At 53.2% G+C, this 4013-nt stretch carries 4 protein-coding genes and 1 pseudogene; 2 read left to right on the forward strand and 3 right to left on the reverse strand.

Going from position 1 to position 4013, the window contains the following annotated elements:
- Positions 1 to 1048 (reverse strand): HD domain-containing protein (locus BG74_RS16810; RefSeq protein ID WP_244267311.1); only part of this gene is annotated, 1048 nt, incomplete at its 3' end.
- 10 nt (positions 1049 to 1058) lie between these two features.
- Positions 1059 to 1259 carry a hypothetical protein gene (locus tag BG74_RS19610; protein ID WP_369678512.1) on the reverse strand — a complete coding sequence of 67 codons (201 nt, stop codon included), beginning with the start codon at positions 1257 to 1259 and terminating at the stop codon, positions 1059 to 1061.
- Between the two features lie 256 nt (positions 1260 to 1515).
- Here BG74_RS19610 and BG74_RS19615 point away from each other — a divergent pair, with 256 nt between their 5' ends.
- Entirely contained in the window at positions 1516 to 1659 is a 144-nt protein-coding gene (locus tag BG74_RS19615) for a hypothetical protein (RefSeq protein WP_369678513.1), read from the forward strand.
- Between the two features lie 40 nt (positions 1660 to 1699).
- On the opposite strand, the gene BG74_RS19620 is transcribed toward BG74_RS19615, so the two are convergent.
- Positions 1700 to 1891 (reverse strand): hypothetical protein, encoded by a 192-nt coding sequence (locus BG74_RS19620; protein WP_369678514.1) that lies wholly within the window; start codon positions 1889 to 1891, stop codon positions 1700 to 1702.
- 498 nt (positions 1892 to 2389) lie between these two features.
- Here BG74_RS19620 and BG74_RS18880 point away from each other — a divergent pair.
- Positions 2390 to 4013 (forward strand): annotated as a pseudogene (locus BG74_RS18880) (histidine kinase dimerization/phospho-acceptor domain-containing protein); the annotation flags it as partial.

The following is a 4013-nucleotide window of genomic DNA, read 5'->3' on the forward strand; positions in this document are numbered from 1 at the left end:
CCAGTTCGGCATCCTCATGCATCTGGCGAGTGCGGATCTGGATTTCCAGCGTCTTGCCGCGCGGGCCCAATACAACAGTATGGATCGATTGATAGCCGTTGGGTTTTGGATTAGCGACATAGTCGTCGAACTCATCCGGCAAATGGCGAAAATGGGTATGCACAATGCCGAGCGCAGCATAACAGTCCTGCAAGCGCTCTACCACCACCCGCACTGCGCGCACGTCGAACAGCTCGTCGAATTCCAGCGCCTTTTTTTGCATTTTGCGCCAGATGCTATAGATGTGTTTCGGCCGGCCGTATATATCGGCCTTCAATCCTTCCTCCTGCATAGCCTTGCGCAGGGAGTCGACAAAATCCTCGATATACTTTTCGCGATCAATGCGCCGCTCGTGCAACAACTTGGCGATGCGCTTGTATTCATCGGAATGCAGGTAGCGGAAGCAGAAATCCTCCAGCTCCCACTTGAGCTGGCCGATGCCGAGTCGGTTGGCGAGCGGCGCATAAATATTAGTGCTTTCTTTCGCCGCCAGCACCCGTTCGCCTTCTGGCGCATCCTTCAGCTCGCGCAAATGTGCGATACGCTCGGCAATCTTTATCACCACACAGCGGAAATCCTCGACGATCGCCAGCAGCATACGGCGCACATTATCCACCTGCTCCGGCGCCATGGAATCATTATGGCGTGCTTTCAACTGGCGGATGGCGTTCATATCGCGCACGCCATGTACCAGTTCGACGATACTCTTGCCGAATTCTACCTCCAGCACTGTCTCTTCAACCACACCGGCATCGGCCAGAGGGAACAATAGCGCCGCGCACAGGCTGTCGTTGTCCATACTGAGCATGGACAGAATTTCTACCATTTCAACGCTGCGCCACAGCAGTAGGGGAGCATCCGGGTGGCCCTTGCACTGCTGCTCGCAGTAGCGCCAGGTGTCGGCCAGCCGTTCACTTGACTGCGGATTGACGAAGCCCAGACTGGCAACCCAGTCGTCCACGGCAAATTCGCCCGCCTGGTTCAAATGTGCACTTCTTACCGCAACCATACCCACTCCCCTATCTTGCAGATATGCGGGAACGCTTGATAAATAAAGCCATCGATTCAAGATGGCCGCTATTCGGAAACATATCCAGCATCGCCAGGCGTGCCAGGGTGTAGTTTGCCGCCAATAAAATTTTGCTATCCCGCTCAAGTGTCGCCCGATTGCAAGAAATGTAGACAATGCGCTGCGCGCGCTGCCAATAGGGGTACCACACCAGCTGCACCCGCTCTGGCCTGGTCGAGCAATATCTTATCAAATCTGCCTACGGTCCACGGTTGATGTATCACATCTTGCTTAAGATTTTCGTGAAAAAAAGTCATGTTGCCTAGTGAATTACTCTGCACGTTATATTGCCCATTCGCTACCAGAAACCGAAAACCCCTCAACGTAAAATTGCCCATACTGTGAAAGGGATATAACACCCGTTCTCCCTGCATCAGCGCCAGCAAATCCAGCTCTTAGGTCACCATTTGCTGGTTGACCTCATCATTGATCTGGATGAAGTCGAGCGGACTGAAACGCAGCGTCAGCGGTGCTATCTGATAATAGGGCTACTGACCGCTCAGGCATTCCAGACGTTTTCTATTGGGCATGAGAGCCATACGCTGACCTGATGGGAGGCAGCGAAATCCAGCAGCGGGCGGCGATCCTCCTCTACCAGCGGTTGTAGGTAGCACATAGCAAACAGTTATCCGCCGCCAGTTCGACATGCCCCAGATGCGCCACGGCTCGAAGCCCCTGTAGACAGGCGCGTAAGGGAGAGATGAACCGCTCGAGCGCCGGCTGAGAAATTGCACAGGCGTGAATATCGACTAAATCGCTCGACTTTGCCTGCCGATAACTCATGCTAAGTTGGCGAGATTTTTGTCAGTAGACTAGCCACAGGCACGTGCGAAGGCGGTAACTATAGGCGCTGGATCCGATTTGCGCCACCTTGAGCACTGCGTCTAGATTTTTGCGTGCAAACAGCTAGACGCAGTGCTACCGCCTTAGTGCGCTGCTGCAACTCCTGGCTGATGTGCTGCTGACAGCCTACACTCCACGTAATGGAGCAGGGGGCGATCCAGTCGGGAGCATTGACCACTTCGCCACGACTGTATTGGAGTTTATCCTCGGTGAAACGTAACTCGGCCTACTCTACTCCCCCGGCAACAGCTAGGGGATAAACATGACCTTGCCCCATTGGAACAATAGCTCATGGACGAACGCATACAGTTGGTCACACAGGACCGTGATCCTTTCCCGGGTCGCTACACGACGGTTTGCAGAGTAGAATTGCGTCATAGATTGCCGGAAACGCCTTTACAAAATGAGCCTGACGCTATTCTCCCATATTGGACCGCTATGACCAAATACAGCTTGCGCACGCGGATAATGATACTTATCCTGGCTCCGACGCTTTTCATTGACTTACTACTTAGCGCGTTTTTTTCGTCCACCGCTATAACAAGTTACAGCATAAGTTTATGGAGGCCGGCGCCAGCATTATCGAGCCACTGATTCTATCAAGCGAATATGGTATGACATTTCACAATCGCGAATCGGTGTGCGCCACCTGGTTAATTTGCTGCATCGCCACCACTCTGATATTGTGCGGTCCATCTCTCTGTTCGACGTCAATAATACCCTATTCGTTACCTCCAATTATCAACAGAATATGGTGTGGCTAAAGCTGTCGAACGGAGGAGCGCCGCTGCCCGAAAGGCTAACGTTGCTGCGCTAGTGGTCATCACTCATCATGCGCACGCCCATAGTGCGCGAGGACAGTCTGCCGGGCGGCGAGCGCGGCGCTTACGGTGCGGCCAGCGACGTAATAAAACTGCTTGGCTATATCGCTATCGAACTTGATATGGACGCGGTGCGGCTGCAGCAATATAAAGGGGCGTTTATTTCCACGCTGCTGTTGCTTTTGTACCTTTGTTGCTCTGGGATGTTTGCCTACCGGTTGATGCGCGATGTCACGGATCCTATCCGCAATATGGTCAGCATCGTTTATCGCATCCGCCGCAGCCAGTTGGACAGCAGGGTGGAAGGCTACATGCTCGGCGAACTATATATGTTGAAAAACGGTATTAACGCCATGGCGATGTTGCTTAACAACCTACTACGAAGAGCTGCAGAAGAATATCGATCAGGCGACCTCGAATCTGCGTGAGACCCTCGAGCAAATGGAAATCTAGAACGTCAAACTGGATCTGGCGAAAAAACGCGCCCAGGAGAGGCGGTGCGCATCAAGTCAGAATTTCTGGCAAATATGTCTCACGAGCTGTGTACGCCCCTCAATGGCGTTATTGGTTTTACCCGCCAGATGCTGAAAACACCGCTATCCACGACCCAGCGCGATTATCTGCAATCCATTGAACGTTCTGGCAATCATTTACTGAGCATCATTAACGACGTGCTGGACTTCTCCAAGCTAGAAGCCGGCAAACTGATGTTGGAAACCATTCCCTTCTCGCTGCGCGTCATTCTGGATGAAGTCGTGATTCTGCTGGCCTTATACTGCCCACGAAAAGGGGCTGGAGCTGATTTTACAGGTACAGCGCAAAGTGCTAGAATATGTCATCGGCGGGCGACCCACGGCGACTGCAGCAGGTTATGACCGACCTTGTCGGCAACGCTATCAAATTCACCGAGCAAGGGCATATCATCATTTGCGTCAGCCGCCAGGGTCACGAGCAGGAACAGGTGGAGATCAACGTACAGATCCGCGATACCGGAATCAGCATCGCCAAGCGTCAGCAATCGCAGCTGTTCCAGGTTTTCCGCCAGGCCGATGCCAGTATTACCCGCTGCCACGGCAGTACAGGTCTGGGGCTAGTGATTACACAAAAACTGGTGAGGGAGATAGGCAGAGAGATCAACTTCCGCAGTCGCGCCGGCTAGGGTTCCGACCTTATGGTTCCATATTCCGCTACAGATCAACTGCCATGCCTGGGTGGCACCCGGGCCGCTACGATACTCTGAT

This window comes from Sodalis-like endosymbiont of Proechinophthirus fluctus (assembly GCF_001602625.1).
Taxonomy (GTDB): domain Bacteria; phylum Pseudomonadota; class Gammaproteobacteria; order Enterobacterales; family Enterobacteriaceae.

Bases quoted from the DNA above. Each gene is read 5' to 3' on its own strand.
- BG74_RS19620 (WP_369678514.1), bottom strand. From the start codon at position 1,891: ATGAGTTATCGGCAGGCAAAGTCGAGCGATTTAGTCGATATTCACGCC.